This window comes from Pseudomonas sp. PDM27 (assembly GCF_019219205.1).
GTDB classification, from domain to species: domain Bacteria; phylum Pseudomonadota; class Gammaproteobacteria; order Pseudomonadales; family Pseudomonadaceae; genus Aquipseudomonas; species Aquipseudomonas laurylsulfatiphila.
Genome location: NZ_JAHUWF010000014.1, coordinates 173,552 through 196,787, shown reverse-complemented (window position 1 = coordinate 196,787; position 23,236 = coordinate 173,552). Strand labels below are relative to the sequence as shown.

Genomic DNA, 23,236 nt, shown 5'->3' with positions numbered 1-23,236 from the left:
CATCGCCGTTGCCACTCTGCCTCGAACAACTTGCCGCCTGCGCTGTATGAGCAACAGGCGGCTTAATGCTCCTACAGAGCGGTTCAAAAAAAATGAACCACTACACCGCAGGCTGCGATCTTTTCTGGCTACACCCCTAATCAGGTCGCATCCGCATGACTGACCATGCCCTTGATCACCACGGCCGTGGTCGCCAGCGCCGCCGGAATCACCAGTGCCGTCAGCACTTGCTCGAAGTTCCAGCCCAGCCCCAGCAGCGTCGCGCCCATCCACGCCCCGAGAATGGCGCCGAAGCGGCCGATCCCGAGCATCCACGACACGCCGGTGGCCCGCCCCTGAGTCGGGTAAAAACGTGCCGCCAGTGACGGCATCGCCGATTGCGCACCGTTGACACACATCCCCGCCACCAGCACCAGCGTCGCCAGTATTGTGATGTTGCCCAGGCTCTGCCCCACCGCGTAGGCAAACACCCCGGCCAGCAGGTAGAAAGTGCCGATGACCTTGTGCGGATTGAACCGGTCCATCGCCCAGCCCACGCCCACCGCACTCAGCACGCCACCGAACTGGAACAACGCGCCGATGAAGGCGGCCTGCTCCATGCTCGCGCCACTGTCACGCATCAGCGTCGGCAGCCAGCTGGTCAGCAGATAGACGATCACCAGGCCCATGAAGTAGGTCAGCCATAACAGCAAGGTGCCGACGCTGTAGGTGCCGGAGAAGATCACCGCAAACACATTGCGCGCCTTCACGGTTTTCTGTTCCGGCACGCTGAAGCTGGACGCCTGGGCCACCACCGTCGGGTCAATCGGCGCCAGTGCCTTGCGCACTTTGTCCGTCCCGCGGTTACGCACCACCAGGTAACGCGCCGACTCCGGCAGCCAGAACAGCAAAACGACGGCGAGGATCAGCGGCAGGACTCCGCCGATCAGCAGCAGGCTGTGCCAGCCAAAGGCCGGAATGAGCTTGGCCGAGATAAATCCGCCGCCGGCCATGCCGAGGTTGAAACCGCAGAACATGCTGGTCACCAACAGAGACTTCTTGCGCTCCGGGGTGTACTCCGACAGCAGGGTCGTGGCGTTCGGCATGCCGGCGCCCAGGCCCAACCCGGTTAAAAAGCGCAACACCAGCAATTGCTCGACGTTGGTGCTGTAGGCCGAAGCCAGGCTGAAGGCACCGAACAACAACACCGCCCCGACCAGTACGACTTTTCGCCCAAAGCGGTCAGCCAATGGCCCGGAGCCCAGTGCACCAAAGACCATGCCGATCAGAGCCGCGCTCATCACCGGCCCGAGGCTGGCGCGATCGATTCCCCAATCCTGCGAAAGGGCCGGCGCAATGAAGCCCATGGCCGCGGTATCGAGGCCGTCGAGAAAGACAATCAGGAAACACAGGATGACTACCCGCCACTGGTAGCGCGAAATGGGTTGGGCATTGATGAAGGACTGCACGTCAAGGCAGTTTCCTACAGCAGACTGGGGCTGGTTCATTATTTTTATTCCATGGATCACAGTCGAAAAGGGGCCAGCCGGGGCTGACGCAGACGCGACATTAATGATCCACAGGAAAGAGCGTCAATTCGCCAAACGCGACTCTGTGCGTTTATCGAACAGCTTAGGTGAACAATTGGGTACTGAGGTCGCGGCTGGCACTCAGCAGGCCAGGCAGAAAGCGTTGTTCCAGCTCGTTACGACTGACTCGCCCGGCGTGGGTGCTGACATTGAGGGCCGCGACCACCTGGCCGGAGGCGTCGTACACCGGGACGGCAATCGAGCGCAGCCCCTGCTCAAGCTCCTGATCGACGATGCACCAACCTTGCTGTCGCACCTCTTGCAGGCATTCGAGCAATGCCTCGGGGGTGTGAATCGTGCGACTCGTCTTGGCCTGCAGTTCGGCGTGGTCCAGGTATTCGCCCAGCGACGTGTCATCCAGAGCGGCCAGCAGAATCCGCCCCATCGACGTGCAATAGGCCGGCAGGCGCCCGCCCACCGACAGGTCCACCGAAATCAGGCGCTGGGTGGTCGCGGAGCGGGCGATGTACAGAATGTCATCACCTTCCAGCGTGGCCATGTTGCAGGCTTCGTGCAGCTGTTCGCTCATGCGGTCCAGATAAGGTTGGGCGGAAACCGCCAGCGGCGTTGATGACACATAGGCATGGCCGAGGGTCAGCACTTTGGGCAGCAACGAATAGGTGCGGCCGTCGGTGGTGGCGTAGCCGAGTTTGATCAGGGTGTGCAGGCAACGGCGCACGGCGGCGCGGGGAATTTCCGTGCGGTGGCTGATCTGGGCAATGGTCAGGTGCCGTTTGCGCTCCTGGAACGCTTGCACCACAGCCAGGCCACGGGCCAGGGACGTCATGAAATCCGGGTCGCCGGTCAGTGCCTGGATCCGTTTGGCCGGTGAGGCAACGATGGGGGGAGCCACTGAAGCGAAGGAATTGCGCATTTGATCGTTCATACAAGGTCCTTTTACCCACTCGGATCAGCGACTATTACAAAGGGCTACCGCCTTACGCTCAAGCCCGGCCTCTCAACTCCGGGCGATTATCGAACGCTCGACCGATAATCGCAATCCACTGTGTCAATCACCGAGTGCGCTGATATCCGTTTTTCGCTGAATCACGAACTCGTTTACAGCCGATCGCCCCAGGGCCTTAATGAGGCATTCTAAATACCGTAACTTGTTCGACTTAATGGCGTCAGAAAGGCATCGCAGCAATCAGGGATCAGTCGACGTTCTAGTAGAACGTAAAGTTCTGCACAACAAAACTGCCCCTCCCAAGACCTGCTTTTAACTCTTGGATATAGTGTTCTTCAAATAGGCCGCTATAATACAATTCAGTAGCACTCCGGTTTTTTTACTTGCCGGACCTGCTGCCCGGCAATGCGATGTTCCATCTCCGTTGCCCATTGCAAGCGCCAGATCTGCATTGCACCGCCTTGCCAGTGCGCTTGCTGAAACAGGAAACTGAAGCTACGTCAGCTGTTTATCTCTGGTGCCGTGGCCGCCTGTGACATGGAAGTATTGATCCCGGTTGTTGCCAAAACGATGCCTTGACGGGCATTGCCATTCGACGGACGTGATCAATCGATTTGATGCAGCGCGTTTTCACCAGAATTTATCCCAACTCAATCAGGTAGCACTGTGACGAAAGACGAACTGCGCGCGGAACTAGAGCGCCAGGAACAACGCTACAAGGAAGTTTACGGCGGAGAAGTCACCACTTACGCCGCTCAACCCGAACCGGAACGCAAACCCTGGCGTAAACGCGCCACCGTTCAGGATCAGGTTTTCCAGCAAGAACTTGAAAAAATGGAAAAGGAACTCAAAGCCGAAGAGCCATGACTGCTTCGGCCTGAACCTTACAAGGACCTGCCTCTGCACCTGTTAAAAGCGGGATGTATAGAGGTCGCCTTGCGCGCCCGCTACGAGCGGGCAGCGGCCACTGCCCTCCCCGGATGAAGGCAGATTTTGGTATCTGACATATTTCTCAGATATTTCGTACAGGTATTCGCCCCCATCCTTCAGCGGTGCGAATCTCTTGCTACGTCGATCTTTTCAAGAAAAATCAACAAGTTAAAAAACACAGCAAAACCCTTGGGTTTTGGGTGCCGCGGCAAAAAAATTCGTTGAAGAATGTTACCGATGAGCAGCTAGTGCATTGATTGGCAGTCTTTTCTGGCATAATCGCGCCCCCTTATGACCGGGTCAGAAAACCTTCATGATCGATTTATTCAGCGGACTGGATGCTTGGGTGCTTGTGAGCCTCTTGCTCGCCCTGGCCTTTGTCCTCGCCTTCGAGTTCATCAACGGCTTTCATGACACCGCTAACGCGGTGGCCACCGTTATCTACACCAAAGCCATGCCGCCTCACCTGGCGGTGTTTTTCTCCGGGGTGTTCAACTTCCTCGGCGTGCTGCTGGGCGGGGTCGGCGTGGCGTATGCCATCGTCCACCTGCTGCCGGTAGAACTGCTGATCAATGTGAACACCGGTCACGGACTGGCCATGGTGTTCTCGTTGCTCGCCGCCGCCATTACCTGGAACCTGGGCACCTGGTACTTCGGTATTCCCGCTTCCAGCTCCCACACGCTGATCGGTTCGATCCTCGGTGTCGGCCTGGCCAACGCCCTGATCAACGATATTCCGTTGGCCGACGGCGTGAACTGGCAAAAGGCGATCGATATCGCCATGTCACTGGTGTTCTCGCCAATGGCAGGTTTCCTGATCGCCGCGCTGATCCTGATCGGTCTTAAATGGTGGCGTCCGCTGTCGAAGATGCACAAGACACCGGAACAGCGCCGCAAGATCGACGACAAGAAGCATCCGCCGTTCTGGAATCGCCTGGTACTGGTGATCTCGGCCATGGCCGTGAGTTTCGTGCACGGTTCCAACGATGGCCAGAAGGGTATCGGCCTGATCATGCTGGTCCTGATCGGTATCGTGCCGGCGCAGTTCGTCCTCGACCTGAACAGCACGACCTATCAGATCGAGCGTACCCGCGACGCCACGCTGCACCTGAGCCAGTTCTACCAGCGCAACTCGGAAACCCTGGGCGAGTTCCTGGCCCTGGGCAAGAGCGTGGAAGGCGATCTGCCGGAGAAATTCCGTTGCAACCCGCAACAGACCGAACCGACCATCACCGCCCTGCTCGGTACCCTCAAGGGTGTAGCTGACTACCACTCGCTGCCGTCGGAAAGCCGCATCGAAGTACGTCGTTACCTGCTCTGCCTGGACGACACGGCGAAGAAGGTCAGCAAGTTGCCAACCCTCGGCGCCCGTGAAAAGGCTGACCTGGACAAGCTGCGCAAAGACCTGACCACTACCACTGAATATGCCCCGTTCTGGGTGATTCTGGCAGTGGCGCTGGCCCTGGGCCTGGGTACCATGGTTGGCTGGAAACGCGTGGTACTGACCATTGGCGAGAAGATCGGCAAGCAAGGCATGACTTACTCTCAAGGTATGTCGGCGCAGATCACCACCGCCAGCCTGATCGGCATGGCGAACATCTTCAGCCTGCCGGTTTCCACCACCCACGTGCTGTCCTCTGGCGTGGCGGGCACCATGGTCGCCAATAAAAGCGGCCTGCAAGGCGGCACCGTCAGAACCATCCTGATGGCCTGGGTATTAACCCTGCCAGCCACCGTGGCCCTGTCGGCCGGGTTGTTCTGGCTCGCTTCGAAGGCGCTTGGCAGCTGACAGGCAGCCAAACCAAAAAAGGCGCGCTCCGCAAGGAACGCGCCTTTTTTATTGCCATAATTGTCGCCACACCACAAATCATTGTGGGAGCGAGCTTGCTCGCGATAGCGGCCTTGCAGTCAATATAGATGCTGAATGTTATGGCCTCATCGCGAGCAAGCTCGCTCCCACAGGGTTTGCGTGTATCGATAGAGTTTTACAGGCAAAAAAAAGGGCAACCGAAGTTGCCCAAAATGCCTTGCGTGCTCATTACATCCAGAAAGAACTACGGTTATTTCCGCTTGTGCGAATCCTTCCAGATAAAAAGTCCGAACCCTGCAAAAAACACAAACATGAGGCTGACAGTCAGCACTCCGGCGATCACCACGTTGTCGAAAAACATGACGCGTCTCCTGCACTTGCCCTGTTGCGATAGAGCCAAGTTAACCAAACGGGCAGGAGAGAATATTGACCGGGATCAATGTCGCCCGAGACTGGGCAAGAGGAAGGGTAAAGATTGACCCGCATCAATGAATGCGGGGGGGAGGGTCAGCGCTTTTTCGGTTTGCTTTTCGGCTTTTTCTTCACCTTGCCCAACGGCATGGCTTGTTCGAACGCCTGGCGAACTTCATTGAGCCGTTTGTCATTGAGGTCATGAACACGCTTGGCGCGTTCCGCGTTGAGGTCAATCAGTTTGTCGTCTTGGCTCATGGCAGTCTGTGCATCGCTTGAAATGAGTTTCAGCCGCCGTAGCGTTCGGCAACCCTGCGCCAATAATGCGGCCTGACGGCCGCGCTGACCAGCCGCGCGCTCAAATCTCGATGTCGACCCACAGCCCCTGCCGCGGCTGATCTTCCATCAGCGGCGCCACCGGCACAGTGTTGTCGGCATTGAGTTCATCCCCGGGAATCGCCAGGTGCGCCTCGGGATCATTATCAGCCTCGTGGCGACGCCGTTCCTGCTCCTGCCTGCGCCGCTGCTCCTCGCGCAGCACCAGCCCGTCCTCTTCAGGATTACGCTTTTGCAGGTCGATGGTGCTTTCACTGGAGCTTTCCTGCACCGGCACCACCGGTGGAATATCCGGGCGCTGGCGGATCGGATCAGTCTGTGAAGTGATCGGCACGGCACTCAAGGGAAGCATCGGTGGCAGCATGGTTTTCGGTCTCCTGTCAGCAGGCTGTCGGCTGCGGGGATGGCGACTTGAGCCATCGGTCGCAAACTGTGACCCAATTGGCACTCATTAGTGCACTGAGCGGCGCGACATGCACAGGTGGGCTAACGTTTGACTGTGAGTTTTTCTGAGAGTCCTTTGGCCCTGAAGCCCTCATTCCGTTAAGATAGCCGGCTTTTTCAAGGTGGGAGTCAGGCAGCATGGCGCAGCAGTATCAACCGGGGCAACGCTGGATCAGTGACAGCGAAGCCGAGCTGGGTTTAGGCACCGTTCTGGCACAGGACGGCCGCTTGTTGACCGTGCTCTACCCGGCCACTGGCGACACCCGCCAGTACGCGCTACGGAATGCGCCTCTGACCCGCGTGCGATTTTCGCCGGGTGACTCCATCACTCACTTCGAAGGCTGGAAGCTGACCGTCCGCGAAGTCGATGACATCGATGGCCTGCTGGTTTACCACGGCCTCAACGGGCAGAACGAAGTGGTCACCCTGCCGGAAACCCAACTGTCGAACTTCATCCAGTTCCGCCTGGCCAGCGACCGTCTGTTCGCCGGCCAGATCGATCCGCTGGCCTGGTTCTCCCTGCGTTATCACACCCTGGAACACACCAGCCGTCAGTTGCAGTCCTCCCTTTGGGGCCTGGGCGGTGTGCGTGCGCAACCGATCGCGCACCAGTTGCACATTGCCCGCGAAGTCGCCGACCGTATCGCGCCGCGGGTTCTGCTGGCTGACGAAGTGGGCCTGGGCAAAACCATCGAAGCCGGCCTGGTGATCCATCGCCAGTTGCTCTCGGGCCGCGCCAGCCGTGTGCTGATCCTGGTTCCGGAGAACCTGCAGCACCAGTGGCTGGTCGAGATGCGTCGCCGTTTCAACCTGCAGGTCGCACTGTTCGACGAAGAGCGCTTCATCGAAAGCGATGCCAGCAATCCGTTCGAAGACACCCAACTCGCGCTGGTCGCGCTTGAGTGGCTGGTGGACGACGAGAAGGCCCAGGACGCGCTGTTCGCGGCAGGCTGGGACTTGCTGGTGGTCGACGAGGCGCACCACCTGGTGTGGCACGAAGATCAGGTCAGCCCTGAATACTCGCTGGTCGAGCAACTCGCCGAAACCATTCCTGGCGTACTGCTGTTGACCGCCACCCCGGAACAACTGGGCCAGGACAGCCACTTCGCCCGTCTGCGCCTGCTCGACCCGAACCGTTTCCACGACCTGCAAGCCTTCCGCGCCGAGAGCGAAAACTATCGCCCGGTGGCCGAAGCCGTTCAGGAGTTGCTGGATCAGGGGCGCCTGTCGCCGCAAGCCCACAAGACCATCCACGGTTTCCTCGGCAACGAAGGCGAAGCCCTGCTGGCCGCCGTCAACGATGGCGACACCGAAGCCAGCGCGCGCCTGGTGCGCGAATTGCTCGACCGTCACGGCACCGGCCGCGTGCTGTTCCGCAACACCCGCGCCGCCGTGCAAGGCTTCCCGGAACGCAAGCTGCACCCGTACCCACTGCCGTGCCCGGACGAATACCTCGAACTGCCGCTGGGCGATCACGCCGAGCTGTACCCGGAAGTCAGCTTCCAGGCCCAGCCGGACGCCAGTGAAGAAGAGCGCTGGTGGAAATTCGACCCGCGCGTCGAATGGCTGATCGACCAGTTGAAGATGCTCAAGCGCACCAAAGTGCTGGTGATCTGCGCCCACGCCGAAACCGCCATGGACCTGGAAGACGCCCTGCGCGTGCGTTCAGGCATCCCGGCCACGGTGTTCCACGAAGGCATGAACATCCTCGAGCGTGACCGCGCCGCCGCCTACTTCGCCGACGAAGAGTTTGGTGCGCAAGTGCTGATCTGCTCGGAAATCGGCAGTGAAGGCCGCAACTTCCAGTTCTCCCATCACCTGGTGCTGTTCGACCTGCCGTCCCACCCGGACCTGCTGGAACAACGTATCGGTCGACTGGACCGGATCGGCCAGAAGCACATCATCGAACTGCACGTGCCATACCTGGAAACCAGCCCGCAAGAGCGCCTGTTCCAGTGGTACCACGAAGCGCTGAACGCATTCCTCAACACCTGCCCGACCGGCAACGCCTTGCAGCACCAGTTCGGCCCGCGCCTGCTGCCGCTGCTCGAAGAAGCCGACGATGGCGAGTGGCAAGCGCTGATCGACGAAGCCCGCACCGAGCGTGAACGCCTGGAAGCCGAGCTGCACACCGGCCGTGACCGCTTGCTGGAGCTGAACTCCGGTGGCGCGGGCGAAGGCGATGCACTGGTGGAAGATATCCTTGAGCAGGACGACCAGTTCGCGCTGCCGATCTACATGGAAACCCTGTTTGACGCCTTTGGCATCGACAGCGAAGACCATTCGGAAAACGCCCTGATCCTCAAGCCGAGCGAAAAAATGCTCGACGCCAGCTTCCCGCTGGGTGACGACGAAGGCGTGACCATCACTTACGATCGCAACCAGGCGCTGTCTCGCGAAGACATGCAATTCATTACCTGGGAGCACCCGATGGTGCAGGGCGGCATGGATCTGGTGCTGTCCGGTTCCATGGGCAACACCGCCGTGGCGCTGATCAAGAACAAGGCGCTGAAGCCGGGCACCGTGTTGCTGGAACTGTTGTACGTCAGCGAAGTGGTTGCCCCGCGCTCGCTGCAGCTGGGCCGCTACCTGCCGCCGGCCGCCCTGCGCTGCCTGCTCGATACCAATGGCAACGACCTGTCGGCCCGCGTGTCGTTCGAAACCCTGAACGACCAGCTCGAAAGCGTGCCACGTGCCAGCGCCAACAAGTTCATCCAGGCCCAGCGCGACCAGTTGACGCCACGGATCAACGCCGGTGAAGCGAAGATCCTGCCGCGCCACACTGAACGTGTCGCCGAGGCGCAGCGTCGCCTGGCGGCCGATACCGACGAAGAACTGGCGCGCCTGACCGCGTTGCAAGCGGTCAACCCGACCGTGCGCGACAGCGAACTGGTGGCCCTGCGTAAACAACGCGAGCAAGGCCTGGCCATGCTCGACAAGGCTGCGCTGCGACTGGAAGCGATCCGGGTGCTGGTGGCGGGTTAACAACCCTCCTCCACCGCTATAAAAAAGAAGGCCCGCAGCGATGCGGGCCTTTTTTGTTTGCTTCAATTTCAGTAGTGCTGCTGATGACCTCATCGCGAGCAAGCTCGCTCCCACAGGTTTAGTGTTGACCACATAACCTGTGAACAACACTGACCACTGTGGGAGCGAGCTTGCTCCGGGCGGCGCTCCGACGATAGCGGTTAAGCAGTCACCACAGAACCTCCAGGCTCACCCACCGCCACCAACCCCTCCTTCATCCGTTTGGCATCGCGCACAAAACACCGCGAAGCCAGGAACAGAAACACCACGGTAAGCAACAGCGCCACCGGAATCAGGTACATCGCGTCATGCAGGCCAACCGCCTTGAACGCTTCGGTCATCTGCTCGGCGCCGGCGGCGAGCATCGCCGTGTGGGCGAAGTGATCGGACAAGGCTCCGACCACCACCGGCCCCAGGCCACCGCCCAACAGGTACAGCCCGGCAAAGAACAGCGCCATGGCCGTCGCCCGCAACCGCGGTTCGACCACGTCCTGAATCGCCGTGTAGACGCAGGTGTAGAAGTTGTAGGCAAACAGCCAGCCGACACTGAATACGGCGACGAACACACCGATCTCGATTCGCCCGGAATGCAGCGCCCACGCGGTGCAGATCGTCGAAATCACCAGGCTGAAAGCGGCAAACAATAGCCGCCCGTTGGCGACCCGCTGGTGAATCTTGTCCGCGATCCAGCCACCGAGGGTCAGGCCGACCAAACCGGTCACACCGACAATAACCCCGGTCGCCACCGCGGCTTCCTGCAACGGCATGAGGAAGTAGCGTTGCAGCATCGGCACCAGAAACGAATTGCAGGCATAGGTGGCGAAGTTGAAACACAGGCCCGCCATCACCAACCACAGGAAGGTGGGTACGGCCAGTACCCGACGGATCGGTCGATCGATCTTTTCCTGCGAAACCTGCACGCTCTCGGCGGCGCCGCGCTTCGGTTCCTTGATGAAAAACATGAAGATCGCGAGGACCAGCCCGGGCACCGCCGCGATAAAGAACGGCGCGCGCCAGCTGTCGAAGGCCTTGACCATCGCGCCGATGGTGAAGAACGCCAGCAACAGCCCCAACGGCAGCCCCAACATGAAGATGCCCATGGCCCGTGCCCGGCGGTGAGCCGGAAACAAATCGCCGATCAGCGAGTTGGCGGCTGGCGCGTAGCTGGCTTCGCCGATGCCAACGCCCATGCGCACGATCAGGAAGCTCCAGAAACTGCCCACCATGCCGTTGACGGCCGTCAACCCGCTCCACACCGCGAGTCCCCAGCCCATCAGCTTGCTGCGCGAGCCGGTATCGGCCATGCGCCCCAGCGGCAAGCCGGCAATGGCGTAGACGATGGTGAATGCCGTTCCGATGATCCCCAACTGGAAATCACTGAGGTGCCATTCCATGCGAATGGGCTCGATGATGATGGCCGGGATGGTGCGGTCGAAAAAATTGAACAGGTTGGCCAGGAACAACAGGAACAGGATGCGCCAGGCATTGGCCGCTTGGGTCGAGTTCTGCATGGGTCCGTCTCTTTTATTGTTTTTGGGGCGTCACTGCCCCCGGACTTTGCAATCTAGACAGACCGGCCACAACTGTCTTTCATTATTCGCCTGGCTGATACCTGCCCATGGCGCACATGCCTGTGGGAGCGGGCTTGCTCGCGAAGGCGGTGTGTCATTCAACAACTTTACTGACTGACCTGACGCATTCGCGAGCAAGCCCGCTCCCACAGAAGGTACGGCGTTCGCAGAGCGGATATTTCGCAGTTCGTCCGGCCGAAGAAAAATACCCTTCGCCCCCCCTTCCCAAGCCGTTGCCGAAGCCTAGAATAGCGGCCTGATTCCCCCCCTGTGTCTCCACTCCTCCTTACGATAATCGCCCATGTCCGAAGCCAGTCCGTGTCTGAATTGCGGTGCCTGCTGTTCTCATTTTCGCGTGTCATTTTTCTGGGGGGAGTGCGCCTCGTCCGGGGGGACGGTACCCGATGAACTTGTCGAGCAAATCAGCCCCAGCCGGGTCGCGATGATCGGCACCGGCTGCAAACCCGTGCGCTGCACCAGCCTGGTCGGAGACGTGGGCAGTACGGTGCAGTGCTCGATTTACGAAAAACGCTCCAGCACCTGTCGGGAGTTCGACGCTTCATGGGTCGATGGCCAGGCCAACCCCGATTGCGACGCAGCCCGTGCCGCGTTCGGCTTGCCGGCCCTGCAACCGGTGTTCGAGACGCCTCAGAAGCAAATCGCCTAAGTAATAGCACCAATCGCTATTAGGTTAATGTCAAAATATTTGGCACCAATGTGCCACTATCGCTTGCGCTCCATCCATGCCCTCTATACTCCATGACGTTCGCTGGCGCTCTTGCTCCGGCCTGAAGGATAACGATGGGGCATGCTATGGAGTGGCTTGGTCTGCATTTCATTACCGAGCTACCAGAGAATGGGCAGGTCATACTCAATTGCACACATGACCCTTTTCTGGTGCTGCTGGCTTATCTGGTCGCCTGTGTCGGCTGTTTCGCGACACTGGACATGGCCGAGCGGGTTGCCCACGCTGAAAAAACCGCGTCCAAAACGCGCTGGCGCTGGGTGGGCAGCGGTTGCCTGGCGGGCGGTATCTGGGCCATGCACTTCGTCGCGATGCTGGCATTCCAGGCGCCTGTCGACCTTCACTACCAACTGCCTGTCACGGTGTTCTCGCTAACCATCGCGCTGCTCGCCGCGTGGCTGGCTATGCATACCCTCAGCCTTCCCGAGCTGAGTTTTCGACAGTGCCTCACGTCATCGATCGGGATCGGCCTGGGTATCGCGACCATGCATTACGTGGGCATGGCGGCCATGCACTCCAATGCTTCGGTCTATTACCATCCTGGCCTGTTTGCCCTCTCCATCGTGATCGCGATCGGTGCCGCGCTGGCAGCCCTGTTGCTGGCATGGTATCTGCGCAACGGCACCGGCATGCTGCACCAGCTCTTCAAATACTGCGCCAGCCTGCTGCTCGGGGCAGGCATCCTGAGCATGCACCTCACGGCCATGGCCGCCTTCAATCTGGTGTTGCCCAGCGACAGCCTGCCAGTACAAACCGGCGAACACAGCCACCTGCAACTGGCGCTGACCGTGACGGTCATGACCCTGCTGATCATCGGGAGCAGCATCAGCGCGGCACTGGCGGACAAGAAACTGCAACACAAGGACCACGACCTGCAGCGGGTCAACTCCCTGCTCAGCCAACTGGACCAGGCGCGCATGTCCCTGCAGCAGGTGGCGCACTACGACGCGCTGACCAACCTGATCAACCGTCGCGGGTTCAACCAGATCTTCGCCGAAAAACTCATCGAGAAAACCAACGAAGGCGGGATGCTGGCAGTCCTGTTCCTGGACATCGACCATTTCAAGCGGATCAACGACAGCCTTGGCCACGATGCCGGAGACGAACTGCTCAAAGTGCTTGCCGCGCACATCAAGAGCTCGGTTCGCAGTCACGAGGATGTGGTCGCACGCTTTGGCGGCGACGAGTTCTGCCTGCTCATCGACCTGCATGATCGTGACGAAGCGCGACAGTTGGCCCAACGCATCATGCTGAAAATGAAGGAGCCCATCGAACTGGCCGGCAGGCGCATGGTGATGACCACCAGCATCGGTATCAGCCTGTTTCCGGAAGACGGCAAGACCTGTGAGGAACTGTTGAAGAACGCCGACCTCGCGCTGTATCAGTCCAAGGGCAGCGGCCGCAACGGCTTGAATTTTTTCAGCGCCAACCTGAAAACCCGCGCCACGCTTGAGCTGCAACTGGAAGAAGAATTGCGCCACGCCCTGCGTGAAGACACCGGCCTGATGCTCTATTACCAGCCGATCTATGACCTCAAGACCGGTCAGGTCAGCAAGCTAGAAGCCTTGATCCGCTGGCAACACCCGGTCCACGGATTCCTCGTGCCGGATCGCTTTATCGCCATCGCCGAGGCCAACGGCCTGATCGCCGAACTGGACAACTGGGTGCTGCGCAAGGCCTGCGAGGATCTGGGCGAGTTGTCGCGCCAAGGCTGTGAAGACCTCAAGATCGCCGTGAATTGTTCGCCCCTGAACCTGGCGCGCGAAGAACTGGCCGATGAGATCGAGTACGCGTTGCGGGCCGCCGGTGTGGAGCCCCATCGGCTGGAGCTGGAAGTCACGGAAAACGCCTTGATGGGCAATATCGCCAATACACTGGTGTTGCTGCGGCAGATACGCGCCCTCGGCGTATCGCTGTCTATCGATGACTTCGGCACCGGCTATTCATCCCTGGCCTACCTCAAGCGCTTGCCGCTCAACACGCTGAAAATCGACCGTTCGTTCATCCAGGACATTCCCAAGGCGACCCAGGACATGGAAATTGTCCAGGCAATTATCGTCATGGCCCATACCCTGCAACTGCAAGTGGTCACCGAAGGGGTCGAAACCTTCGAGCAATACCAGTTCCTGGAAGACCATGGCTGTGACTTCGTTCAGGGCTATTTGCTCAGTCGGCCGGTGCCGCTGACCGAGTTACTCCCGGTGCTGAACGAAATCAACCAGCGCAAGCACGCCTACACGGTCACGACGCTGAGTCTGGCTCACGGTACATCTGCACTAATGTAGACGGGTCTTTTTCAAGGAAACCCTGGCTCCCGTGCAAACGCATCAACTGCGCGGCCAGCCCGCTGATCGGTGTCGCCGAACCCTGCTCACGGGAAAACTTAACTGCGGCATCCAGATCCTTGAGCAAGGTGCGCACGTGCCACTTGACCGGTTCGAAACGGTTTTCAGCCATCTGCGGGGCCAGGAACTGCAAGGGTTTCGAATCGGCAAAGCCGCCGGCCAGCGCTTCGGCGATCAGGCTTGCGTCAACCCCGGAACGTTCCGCCAGCGCGACCACTTCGGCAATCACCAATGCATTGCAGGCGACGATCATCTGATTGCACGCCTTGGTCACCTGCCCTGCCCCGACACCGCCCATGTGTGTCACACGTTGCCCCAGGTTCAACAGGACAGGCCGGACCCGTTCCAGATCCTGTGCGTCACCGCCGACCATGATCGCCAGGCTTCCAGCTTCTGCGCCGACCACGCCACCGGACACCGGCGTGTCGAGCCAGTGCATGCCGGTTCTACCGGCGAGGTCTGCGGCCATCTCCCGCGTGGCGTTAGGCTCCAGGCTGGAAAAGTCCACCAGCAGCTGGCCTTTTCCTGCCCCCTCGACAATGCCTGCCGGACCAAACACTACCTCGCGTACGACCGCCGTATCGGCCAGGCACAACATCACCACGTCAGCGTGCTGGCACAGTTCGGCCGGGCTGGCGACCTGGCGCGCGCCAGCCTCGACCAGTGGCTTGCACTTGTCCGGATTGCGATTCCATACCGCCAGCGGATAACCCGCGGCCAGCAGTCGCCGGCACATCGGCAACCCCATCAGGCCGATCCCGGCAAACCCCAACGAAGGTAGCGTTGACATCATTTAGCCTCCTTTTGATTAAAGATCGCCAAATACTGGCCGATTCATCATGACTTAGGGAAGGATTCCCCCGAGCAATGCTCAGGCCAAAGACCAAGGCATGGTCCAGGTACGCGCTGAAAAAAGACGCGATTCTATTCCGTGACGGTTCGACGACAGTGAGTCGGCCAACCAATCAGCCCAGGTAGATGGCGAACAATGACTTCTAAAAACAACCCGGCCACTGCGGTAACCGATCTGACGTTGAGCCCCGCGGCCAACAGCCCGTCATCACCGAAGCCATTGATTCAATCCCGCCCGCTGGCGACCCAGCAATACCTCTACTTCACCGAAACCAACACCGACCGCATCCTCGATAACCTCGATGGCCTGCGCGACATGGTCTTCCCGCGCCCACCGCATCTGGAAGGCGACAGCGAACAGCACAGCGACCAGGAATTCCCCTCGGTGTGCCTGATCGGCCTGGGCCGCTGCGGCTCGAACATTGCGCTGGACGTGGCAGAGCTGGTGTACAACGCCCGCAAGTTCTACCTCAACGAATTCAACAACGAAGATCGCCTGTCACCGGACAAGCGTTTCGCCGAAAAGGGCTACAGCCCGGCCCAGTGGATCCGCAACAACCTGCGCCTGGGCCAGAACAAGAACACCAAGCCGGTGTTTCTGGTCGAGCCGCTGGTGATGCTCGGCGACCTGGACAAAGACATCGCCGGACGCATCCGCTTCTCGCGCAAGGGCGAGAAAAGCGGCTTCCTGCGCGACTACAGCAAAATGAAAATCATGGACCTGTCGGAAGTCCACGCCGGTGGCGCCGGTAACGCGCCGATCCTGGGCCAGTACCTGGCCAAGATCATCCTGAACAAGGACACCCAGCGTTTCTCCAGCCCTGACTGGAAAATGATTCACTCGTACCTGATCGACAGCTGCGGCATCAAGGCCAACCAGTCGCGCCTGTATTTCTCGATCTTCAGTGCCGGCGGCGGTACCGGTTCGGGCATGGCCTCGGAATTCGGACTGGCCCAGCAGCACTCGTACATGAACAAGACGTTCGACACCAAGCCGATGGACGAGCACGACAGCAAGAGCGGCCACTCCTTCGTCTTCGAACCGATCTTCACCAGCGGCATCTGTGTACTGCCGAACATTTCCGACCACCGCAGTGAAATGTCCGAGGCGCTGCACATCAACGCCGGCCGCCTGCTGTGCAAATACCTGTCGGAAGAGTGGGACTTCTCCTACAACTTCGCCAACGAAGACAGCAGCGAAGCCAGCGTCATGGGTCGCATCCGCCCATGGAACGCGATGATGCTGATTTCCAACGACATCATGCGTTACGCCGAAGAGAACGATGACGGCAATATCCAGAACATTGATGTCAATGCCATGGAAAAGCACGCCAACCAGTACATCTCGCAGCAGATATTCAACATTCTGACGGCTCAGGCGGTCACCACCGACTACGACCAGAACTATTTCCGTCGGGCCGGCATCGACATCGGCGAAACCATTCGCCTGGACGCCAACGACCTGTTCATGAGCCTGGCCGGCCCGGTGGCGATTGCCTATGCCGAGTCCGTGGTGCCGGAAACCCCGCCGCCAAGCAACGACAAGTTCAAGGTGTTCGAGAAAGAGCCGCAGCGCCTGAACATCGACGACCTGTTTTTCCGTTCGATCGACCTGCCGCACTTCAACAAGGTCACCCAGGCCATCGAAGGCATCAGCCTGTTGCCGATCGAGTCCAAGCGCTATCGCGCGTCGCTGGAGCAGTACAAGAACTCGGGTTACGACGCGGCGGCCCTGCACGACCTGCACTTCTTCAAGAATTGCTCGTCGGTGGTGTCGATCGTTTCCTTGCCGAAGGACTACAAGCTGTCCTACATGGACCTGAACCGGTTGAAGACCCACCTCAACAGCCTGTTCCCCAACACCACGCTCAAGCGCTACGCCCTGGTGATCGGTGCCTCGGCCAACCTGTCCCTGACCACCCTGATCGCCAAGAGCCCGTGCCTGTCGGACGATTTCCTGACGCTGATCGTGGCCTTTATCAAGCGCTGCTTTGCAAAGAATCCGTACCGATTCGACGAAACCCTGGATAACTCGATCCTGGACTTCATCATCAACGAACAGTTCGATGAAGACCGGATCGACGAGTTGCTCAACGAATTCGAGAATCCGGCGAAGATCCTCGATACCAACTGGTACGCGATCAAGCCGATGTATGAGAAGAAGTATCGCGAGCTGATCAACGACAAGGAAAAATTCGTCTCGATCAACGACATCCGCCTGTCGCGGGACTGCGTGAAGAAATCGATCAAGTACCTGCGCGAGATCTATCGTCACCGCATCGGCAAGACCAAGGTTATTTCGCTGAATAACCATACGGGCAAGACTGCTTACTAAGGCGCAAAACCGCGTCGCCCGCATCGCGAGCAGGCTCGCTCCCACAGTTGACCGCGATCCCTGTGGGAGCGAGCTTGCTCGCGATGGCGGCCTTGAATTCACTGCAAATCCACATCCAGAAACAATTGAGCAGCCGTTCAGTTGCCCTCCCAACTGTTCCCGTTACGTTTACGTCACCGTGAGGCTGTGGCCTTTCTCTACGGCAACATGCCATCACGCTACTCGGCTACACACTTTCCTGCCTGAAGGGAGTGCACCAAACCGGTGCAACCGTTTAAACCTGCGCCCTTTCCTGGATCAGAATCCACGGCGAAACAACCACCGCCCACAACTGCGGATCACGTTCAAAAAGATCCAGCGCCCGCGTTTCAGACAGCTTGGCGAGCTTGTCAGCAGCCAGCCAGGCAGCCACTTTCTCCCCTTCATCCTGGGCCACGGCCTCGGCGGCGGCGATCAGATCCAAGCCAGGATCGACCCACAATAGGGCACCCTTGGCAAAGAACGGCTCCAACTCTTTCCAGGTAATAGATGCGGTTTCACCAAGCAGCTTGGCATAGAGGGTGCTAGGTTCTTGATTCATGGGACTGTCCGAAAAAGAAATCGACGCAGATGATAACGTCGGTGGACTGGCAGAAAAACCCGGATGCAATTGAGTGACCGAAATGAAAAGCGCAGGAAAGCCAGGGAATGCAGTGAATCCGGCTATAAGCCCCTCAACGCCCCGCCGCAATTCTGTCTTTTTCTTTCAATAAAGCGACACTTGCAGGTTTTGCCCCTCGGCGCTGCCTTCCCAGGCTGACAATCGGCGCTCTACACTGTACCGGTACAGTTGCCGAGGGGCTTTTCCGGGGAATGTCGTAGATATCTGACCCGGTTCTGCTGCTTACGGCGCCAGGACTATAAAAACTACAACAGTAAGAGTGGAGCACTATGACTAAGGCTACTAAGCAGATTTCCAAACTGTTTGCCGCTATGGTTCTGGCCGGGGTTGCCAGCCATTCGTTCGCAGCTGACACCATCAAGATCGGCATCGCCGGCCCTAAAACCGGTCCTGTAGCCCAATACGGCGACATGCAGTTCAGCGGCGCCAAAATGGCCATTGAACAAATCAACGCCAAGGGCGGCGTAGACGGCAAGAAACTCGAAGCCGTTGAATACGATGACGCCTGTGATCCAAAACAAGCGGTAGCGGTCGCGAACAAAGTCGTCAACGACGGCGTCAAGTTCGTGGTCGGCCACCTGTGCTCCAGCTCCACTCAACCGGCTTCGGACATCTACGAAGACGAAGGCGTGATCATGATCACCCCGGCTGCCACCAGCCCGGACATCACCGCCCGTGGTTACAAAATGGTCTTCCGTACCATCGGTCTGGACAGCGCCCAGGGCCCTGCCGCCGGTAACTACATCGCCGACTTCGTCAAACCGAAAATCGTTGCCGTCCTGCACGACAAACAGCAGTACGGTGAAGGCATCGCCAGCGCCGTGAAGAAAACCCTGGAAGGCAAAGGCGTCAAGGTTGCCGTGTTCGAAGGCGTCAACGCTGGCGACAAAGACTTCTCCTCGATGATCGCCAAGCTCAAGCAAGCCAACGTCGACTTCGTCTACTACGGCGGCTACCACCCTGAGCTGGGTCTGATCCTGCGTCAATCCCAGGAAAAAGGCCTGAAAGCCAAGTTCATGGGTCCGGAAGGCGTGGGTAACGACTCCATTTCGCAGATCGCCAAGGACGCTTCCGAAGGCCTGCTGGTGACCCTGCCGAAATCCTTCGACCAGGATCCGGCCAACGTTGCCCTGGCTGATGCGTTCAAAGCCAAGAAAGAAGACCCGAGCGGTCCGTTCGTGTTCCCGGCCTACTCGGCTGTGACCGTGATTGCCGATGGTATCAAGGCTGCCAAGTCCGAAGACTCCGCCAAAGTGGCTGAAGCCATCCACAAAGGCACCTTCAAGACCCCTACCGGCGACCTGAGCTTCGACGAGAAAGGCGACCTGAAGGACTTCAAATTTGTGGTTTACGAGTGGCACTTCGGCAAACCAAAAACTGAAGCCAAGCCTCAGTAAGGCGCTGCCTGACTGACTGCCAATAAAGCCCACGGCGTGCCGTGGGCTTTGTTTTACGAACGTACTTGGGCCGCGCTGGCGTGATCCGCCAGTCTCCCCACCTGAAAATCTCAAAACCGTCATCAGCGGTTCGCTGGCAAACCCCGAATTCGAAGTGGATGCAGATCCACGGGGCTCGGGCGGGAAAATGACTCCACCAGTGAAATGCGTATCAGGTTTTTAGGAGCGCTGTAATGCCTGACATCTATCACTTTTTCCAACAGCTGGTTAATGGCATGACCATTGGCAGCACGTATGCCCTGATCGCCATCGGCTATACGATGGTCTACGGCATCATTGGAATGATCAACTTCGCCCACGGCGAGGTGTACATGATCGGCTCCTACGTGGCGTTCATCGCCATCGCCGGGCTGGCCATGCTGGGACTCGACAGCGTTCCGCTGTTGATGACCGCCGCTTTCCTTGCAACCATCGTTGTCACCAGTGCATATGGCTACAGCATCGAACGGATCGCCTACCGCCCCTTGCGCGGCAGCAACCGTCTGATCCCGCTGATCTCCGCCATCGGCATGTCGATCTTCCTGCAGAACACCGTTCTGCTGGCGCAAGACTCCAAGGACAAATCCATCCCCAACCTGATTCCGGGCAATATTGCCTTTGGGCCAGGTGGCGCACATGAAGTGCTGATTTCCTACATGCAAATCGTGGTGTTCGTGGTGACCCTGGTCGCCATGCTCGGCCTGACGCTGTTCATCTCCCGCTCCCGCCTGGGCCGCGCCTGCCGCGCCTGCGCCGAAGACATCAAGATGGCCAACCTGCTGGGTATCAACACCAACAACATCATCGCCCTGACCTTCGTCATCGGTGCCGCGCTGGCGGCCATCGCGGCCGTGCTGCTGAGCATGCAATACGGCGTGATCAACCCGAACGCCGGTTTCCTGGTCGGCCTCAAGGCCTTCACCGCAGCGGTACTGGGCGGTATCGGCAGCATTCCGGGCGCCATGCTCGGCGGGCTCGTCTTGGGTGTGGCGGAAGCCTTTGGTGCCGATATCTTCGGCGACCAGTACAAGGACGTCGTGGCGTTCGGCCTGCTGGTTCTGGTGCTGTTGTTCCGGCCAACCGGCCTGCTGGGCCGTCCGGAGGTTGAGAAGGTATGACTAGGAATCTTAAACAGGCGCTGTTCAGCGCCTTGCTGGTGTGGGCCGTGGCCTACCCGGTACTCGGTCTGAAGCTGACCATCGTCGGCATCAACCTCGAAGTTCATGGCACCAGCGACGCCACCCTGATCACCATCGCGGTGTGCTCGGTGCTGATGTTCCTGCGTGTGCTGTTCGACCAGCAGATCAGCTCGGCCTGGCGTTCGTCGCCAAGCATGCCGCTGATTCCGGCCAAGGCCAGCAACTTCCTGACCCTGCCGACCACGCAACGCTGGGTCATCATCGCGCTGATCGCCGGTGCCCTGGTCTGGCCGTTCTTCGGCTCCCGCGGTGCGGTGGATATCGCCACGCTGGTGCTGATCTACGTGATGCTCGGCCTCGGCCTGAACATCGTGGTCGGCCTGGCCGGCCTGCTCGACCTCGGTTACGTCGGTTTCTATGCCGTCGGCGCCTACAGCTACGCGCTGTTGTCGCATTACTACGGCCTGAGCTTCTGGATCTGCCTGCCGATTGCCGGCCTGATGGCGGCCACTTTCGGCTTCCTGCTGGGCTTCCCGGTGTTGCGCTTGCGTGGTGACTACCTGGCGATCGTGACCCTGGGCTTCGGTGAAATCATCCGTCTGTTCCTGCGCAACCTGACCGACATCACCGGCGGCCCGAACGGCATCAGCAATATCGAGAAACCAACGTTCTTCGGCTTGACCTTCGAACGAAAAGCCGCGGAAGGCCTGCAAACCTTCCACGAGTACTTCGGCCTGGAATACAACTCGATCAACAAGGTGATTTTCCTTTACCTCGTTGCCCTGTTCCTGGCGCTGGCTGCGCTGTTCGTCATCAACCGTTTGCTGCGCATGCCGTTGGGCCGTGCCTGGGAAGCGTTGCGTGAAGACGAGATCGCCTGCCGTGCACTGGGCCTGAACCCGACCATCATCAAGTTGTCGGCCTTCACCCTGGGTGCGAGCTTCGCCGGTTTCGCCGGCAGCTTCTTCGCCGCTCGCCAGGGCCTGGTGACGCCGGAGTCCTTCACCTTCATCGAGTCGGCGATCATCCTCGCCATCGTGGTACTCGGTGGCATGGGCTCGCAGCTGGGCGTGATCCTCGCTGCCGTGGTGATGATCCTGCTGCCGGAAATGATGCGTGAGTTCAGTGAGTACCGCATGTTGATGTTCGGTGCCTTGATGGTACTGATGATGATCTGGCGCCCTCAGGGTCTGCTGCCCATGCAACGTCCTCACATGGAGCTGCGCAAATGAGCCGCGAGATCCTTAAAGTAGAAAACCTGAGCATGCGCTTCGGCGGCTTGCTGGCGGTCAATGGCGTGGCCTTGAGCGTAAAAGAGAAACAAGTGGTGGCATTGATCGGCCCTAACGGCGCTGGCAAGACCACCGTGTTCAACTGCCTGACCGGTTTCTACAAGCCGAGCGGCGGCAGCATCCTGCTGGACGGCGAGCCGATCGAAGGCCTGCCGGGTCACAAGATCGCCCTCAAAGGCGTGGTGCGGACCTTCCAGAACGTACGGTTGTTCAAGGACATGACCGCGGTCGAGAACCTCTTGATCGCCCAGCACCGTCACCTGAACACCAACTTCCTGTCCGGCCTGTTCAAGACTCCGTCGTTCCGCAAGAGCGAGCGCGAGGCCATGGAATACGCCGAGTACTGGCTGGACAAGGTCAATCTGCGTGAGTTCGCCAACCGTCCGGCCGGCACCCTGGCCTACGGCCAGCAACGTCGCCTGGAAATCGCCCGCTGCATGATGACCCGTCCACGGATCCTCATGCTCGACGAACCGGCCGCCGGCCTGAACCCGAAGGAAACCGAAGACCTCAAGGCGCTGATCAGTGTGCTGCGTGAAGAGCACAACGTGACCGTCCTGCTGATCGAACACGACATGAAACTGGTCATGAGCATTTCCGACCACATCGTCGTGATCAACCAGGGTACGCCCCTGGCCAACGGCACGCCGGAACAGATCCGCGACAATCCTGAAGTGATCAAAGCCTACCTGGGGGAAGCGTAAATGCTGCAGTTCGAAAACGTTTCCACCTTCTACGGCAAGATCCAGGCTCTGCACAGCGTCAACGTCGAAGTCCGCCATGGCGAGATCGTGACGCTGATCGGCGCCAACGGTGCCGGCAAGTCCACGCTGCTGATGACGCTTTGCGGTTCGCCGCGCGCCCACAGCGGCAGCATCCGCTACATGGGTGAGGAACTGGTCGGCCAGGACTCTTCGCAGATCATGCGCAAGAGCATTGCCGTGGTGCCGGAAGGTCGTCGGGTGTTTTCCCGGCTGACCGTGGAAGAAAACCTGTCGATGGGCGGCTTTTTCACCGCCAAGGGCGACTATCAGGAACAGATGGACAAGGTCCTCGGACTTTTCCCACGCCTGAAGGAGCGCTTCAACCAGCGTGGCGGCACCATGTCCGGCGGCGAACAGCAAATGCTCGCCATCGGCCGTGCACTGATGAGCAAGCCCAAGTTGTTGCTGCTCGACGAGCCGTCGCTGGGTCTGGCACCGATCATCATCCAGCAGATCTTCGACATCATCGAACAGCTGCGCAAGGACGGTGTGACGGTGTTCCTGGTCGAGCAGAACGCCAACCAGGCACTGAAAATCGCTGACCGCGCCTACGTTCTGGAGAACGGCCGGGTAGTGATGCAAGGCACTGGTGAAGCGCTGCTGACCGACCCGAAAGTGCGCGAAGCGTACCTCGGTGGCTGAGCCTTTGCGGTAAACAAGAAAACG

19 protein-coding genes are annotated in these 23,236 nt (G+C 59.4%); 11 read left to right on the top strand and 8 right to left on the bottom strand.

Annotated features, from left to right (window positions below):
* Nucleotides 1–140: 140 nt before the first annotated feature.
* Together KW838_RS25225 and pcaR are read right to left on the bottom strand one after the other, a co-directional pair.
* Nucleotides 141–1,487 (bottom strand): MFS transporter, encoded by a 1,347-nt coding sequence (locus KW838_RS25225; protein ID WP_102701024.1) that lies wholly within the window; start codon nt 1,485–1,487, stop codon nt 141–143.
* A gap of 124 nt (nt 1,488–1,611) precedes the next feature.
* On the bottom strand, nt 1,612–2,454 hold the full coding sequence (gene pcaR / locus KW838_RS25220) for a pca regulon transcriptional regulator PcaR (RefSeq protein WP_007986334.1): 843 nt from the start codon (nt 2,452–2,454) through the stop codon (nt 1,612–1,614).
* A 687-nt stretch (nt 2,455–3,141) separates the two neighbouring features.
* On the opposite strand from pcaR, the gene KW838_RS25215 reads away from it, so the two are divergent.
* Nucleotides 3,142–3,342, top strand: coding sequence for a hypothetical protein (locus KW838_RS25215; protein ID WP_007976673.1), 201 nt, complete (start codon nt 3,142–3,144; stop codon nt 3,340–3,342).
* 376 nt (nt 3,343–3,718) lie between these two features.
* The gene (locus tag KW838_RS25210) at nt 3,719–5,194 is read left to right on the top strand and encodes an inorganic phosphate transporter (protein ID WP_102701023.1); all 1,476 of its coding nucleotides are present in this window, start codon (nt 3,719–3,721) and stop codon (nt 5,192–5,194) included.
* A gap of 271 nt (nt 5,195–5,465) precedes the next feature.
* Here the strand turns inward: KW838_RS25210 and ccoM are convergent, their stop codons facing one another.
* The 3 genes from ccoM to KW838_RS25200 form a co-directional block, all read right to left on the bottom strand.
* The gene (gene ccoM / locus KW838_RS29735; RefSeq protein WP_007976669.1) at nt 5,466–5,576 is read right to left on the bottom strand and encodes a cytochrome c oxidase subunit CcoM; all 111 of its coding nucleotides are present in this window, start codon (nt 5,574–5,576) and stop codon (nt 5,466–5,468) included.
* A 146-nt stretch (nt 5,577–5,722) separates the two neighbouring features.
* Entirely contained in the window at nt 5,723–5,884 is a 162-nt protein-coding gene (locus tag KW838_RS25205) for a hypothetical protein (protein WP_173900828.1), read from the bottom strand.
* 100 nt (nt 5,885–5,984) lie between these two features.
* Complete coding sequence (locus KW838_RS25200) at nt 5,985–6,326, bottom strand: hypothetical protein (RefSeq protein WP_008054180.1); 342 nt, start codon at nt 6,324–6,326, stop codon at nt 5,985–5,987.
* Between the two features lie 218 nt (nt 6,327–6,544).
* Between KW838_RS25200 and rapA the strand changes: the two genes are divergently transcribed.
* Nucleotides 6,545–9,391, top strand: coding sequence for an RNA polymerase-associated protein RapA (rapA, locus tag KW838_RS25195; protein ID WP_104450611.1), 2,847 nt, complete (start codon nt 6,545–6,547; stop codon nt 9,389–9,391).
* A 200-nt stretch (nt 9,392–9,591) separates the two neighbouring features.
* Here the strand turns inward: rapA and KW838_RS25190 are convergent, their stop codons facing one another.
* Nucleotides 9,592–10,941 carry an MFS transporter gene (locus KW838_RS25190; protein ID WP_218503868.1) on the bottom strand — a complete coding sequence of 450 codons (1,350 nt, stop codon included), beginning with the start codon at nt 10,939–10,941 and terminating at the stop codon, nt 9,592–9,594.
* 361 nt (nt 10,942–11,302) lie between these two features.
* Here KW838_RS25190 and KW838_RS25185 point away from each other — a divergent pair, with 361 nt between their 5' ends.
* Together KW838_RS25185 and KW838_RS25180 are read left to right on the top strand one after the other, a co-directional pair.
* The gene (locus tag KW838_RS25185; protein WP_102701020.1) at nt 11,303–11,668 is read left to right on the top strand and encodes a YkgJ family cysteine cluster protein; all 366 of its coding nucleotides are present in this window, start codon (nt 11,303–11,305) and stop codon (nt 11,666–11,668) included.
* A gap of 146 nt (nt 11,669–11,814) precedes the next feature.
* Nucleotides 11,815–14,031 carry a bifunctional diguanylate cyclase/phosphodiesterase gene (locus tag KW838_RS25180; protein WP_305730006.1) on the top strand — a complete coding sequence of 739 codons (2,217 nt, stop codon included), beginning with the start codon at nt 11,815–11,817 and terminating at the stop codon, nt 14,029–14,031.
* Here the strand turns inward: KW838_RS25180 and KW838_RS25175 are convergent.
* Nucleotides 13,988–14,884, bottom strand: coding sequence for an NAD(P)-dependent oxidoreductase (locus KW838_RS25175; RefSeq protein ID WP_218503866.1), 897 nt, complete (start codon nt 14,882–14,884; stop codon nt 13,988–13,990). The two genes, KW838_RS25180 and KW838_RS25175, sit on opposite strands and share 44 nt — an antisense overlap.
* Nucleotides 14,885–15,079: 195 nt before the next feature.
* Between KW838_RS25175 and KW838_RS25170 the strand changes: the two genes are divergently transcribed.
* Nucleotides 15,080–17,278: a hypothetical protein gene (locus tag KW838_RS25170; RefSeq protein ID WP_102701017.1), complete on the top strand. Its 2,199-nt coding sequence runs from the start codon at nt 15,080–15,082 to the stop codon at nt 17,276–17,278.
* 274 nt (nt 17,279–17,552) lie between these two features.
* On the opposite strand, the gene KW838_RS25165 is transcribed toward KW838_RS25170, so the two are convergent.
* Nucleotides 17,553–17,858, bottom strand: coding sequence for a DUF2288 domain-containing protein (locus tag KW838_RS25165; RefSeq protein WP_102674187.1), 306 nt, complete (start codon nt 17,856–17,858; stop codon nt 17,553–17,555).
* Nucleotides 17,859–18,208: 350 nt separating this feature from the next.
* On the opposite strand from KW838_RS25165, the gene KW838_RS25160 reads away from it, so the two are divergent.
* The 5 genes from KW838_RS25160 to KW838_RS25140 all read left to right on the top strand — a co-directional run bounded on the left by KW838_RS25160 (nt 18,209) and on the right by KW838_RS25140 (nt 23,212).
* Nucleotides 18,209–19,336, top strand: coding sequence for a branched-chain amino acid ABC transporter substrate-binding protein (locus tag KW838_RS25160; RefSeq protein ID WP_095965097.1), 1,128 nt, complete (start codon nt 18,209–18,211; stop codon nt 19,334–19,336).
* A gap of 233 nt (nt 19,337–19,569) precedes the next feature.
* Complete coding sequence (livH, locus tag KW838_RS25155) at nt 19,570–20,493, top strand: high-affinity branched-chain amino acid ABC transporter permease LivH (RefSeq protein WP_007976647.1); 924 nt, start codon at nt 19,570–19,572, stop codon at nt 20,491–20,493.
* Nucleotides 20,490–21,746, top strand: a complete 1,257-nt coding sequence (locus KW838_RS25150) for a high-affinity branched-chain amino acid ABC transporter permease LivM (RefSeq protein ID WP_102701016.1) — start codon at nt 20,490–20,492, stop codon at nt 21,744–21,746. Before livH ends, KW838_RS25150 begins: the two co-directional genes overlap by 4 nt.
* A complete protein-coding gene (gene livG, locus KW838_RS25145; RefSeq protein WP_007976644.1) occupies nt 21,743–22,510 on the top strand; it encodes a high-affinity branched-chain amino acid ABC transporter ATP-binding protein LivG in 768 nt (255 codons plus the stop codon). The genes KW838_RS25150 and livG overlap by 4 nt, the downstream gene beginning before the upstream one ends.
* Nucleotides 22,511–23,212 (top strand): ABC transporter ATP-binding protein, encoded by a 702-nt coding sequence (locus KW838_RS25140; protein WP_218503865.1) that lies wholly within the window; start codon nt 22,511–22,513, stop codon nt 23,210–23,212. It begins immediately after the preceding gene.
* Nucleotides 23,213–23,236 lie beyond the last annotated feature (24 nt).